Origin of the sequence: Mesorhizobium sp. M7A.F.Ca.MR.148.00.0.0 (genome assembly GCF_003997735.1) — a bacterium.
Taxonomy (GTDB): domain Bacteria; phylum Pseudomonadota; class Alphaproteobacteria; order Rhizobiales; family Rhizobiaceae; genus Mesorhizobium.
In genome coordinates, this window is sequence record NZ_RZTB01000315.1 from 1 (window position 1) to 904 (window position 904).

A 904-nucleotide genomic window follows, 5' to 3' on the forward strand; every position below is an offset into this window, starting at 1 on the left:
TCGAGAGCTGGATCCGCTTTGGCCGCATCGCACGTGGACCCCTGTTCCGCCGCATCTTGTCGATCAGGTCGATATAATACGAAAAAGCCGCCGCCATTCGGACGGGCGTCGGCTATCATGTCCAGCCATTATGCGGCGAGCGGATAGCTTTCGCCGGACCAGGCAGAGAACTTGGCGGCAAAAGCCTTCATCTCGTCGACCGCGAATGTGGTGCGCGGTTGCGAACTCGACTTGCTGGGCGAGAGGGACCTCGCCGAGAAAGGCGCTGACATGAGCGGGATGCTGCTTGGCCAAATCGAGATCCGCAAAGCAATCGGCCAGCGCCGCGTCGTCCAGCTGTACGCTGCAGGGCGCGTTCACGTCGTCAAGACGGATGCCAAATGCTTGCTCATAATGGCCGCAAGGTAATCGTTTCGGGTCGGAGACACAAGTTGCCGCCTCCTTCGCCGTAGAGTGGCCCGATACAATCACGATCGATATTGCCACCTCTTATCGATAGTGATCGCATAGTTCCCTGATTCGACTCTCAACCGCTCATATCAAGCGATTACTTCCATGTATCTGCTGCGCTAGCCCGTCCTGGCCTTGGAGTGTCGCTCCTCACCTCCTCCACCACTCACCAGCCCGATGGGAGTATCGCCCGCCAGCAGCTTCTCCTTGCTGAGCAGCGCGGCAACCTCAATCGCCTCGAAATCGGGCAAATCCCGCAGTGTGTCGAGGCCGAAGTGCAACAGGAAGGTCTTGGTCGTGACGTAGGTGTAAGGCGTGCCAAATTCAGCGGGCAGGCAGACGTTGACCCACAACAATCAAGGGGACGGTGCAGGCCAAGATTGCGGCAGGGCTTGGGCCCCCCACCCTTCTCCTCAGAACTCCGCTGCTTCCAGCTGGCGGCTGAAACTCACAG

Annotated in this window: 1 protein-coding gene and 1 pseudogene; one reads left to right on the forward strand and one right to left on the reverse strand. The window is 59.1% G+C overall.

All coding sequences use genetic code 11. The features are described from left to right. The first annotated feature begins 171 nt into the window (after window positions 1-171). On the forward strand, window positions 172-408 hold the full coding sequence (locus EOB49_RS36745; RefSeq protein WP_063169293.1) for a hypothetical protein: 237 nt from the start codon (window positions 172-174) through the stop codon (window positions 406-408). Between the two features lie 161 nt (window positions 409-569). On the opposite strand, the pseudogene EOB49_RS34220 reads toward EOB49_RS36745, so the two are convergent. Further along, window positions 570-770, reverse strand: a pseudogene (locus tag EOB49_RS34220) (SMC-Scp complex subunit ScpB); the annotation flags it as partial. Window positions 771-904 lie beyond the last annotated feature (134 nt).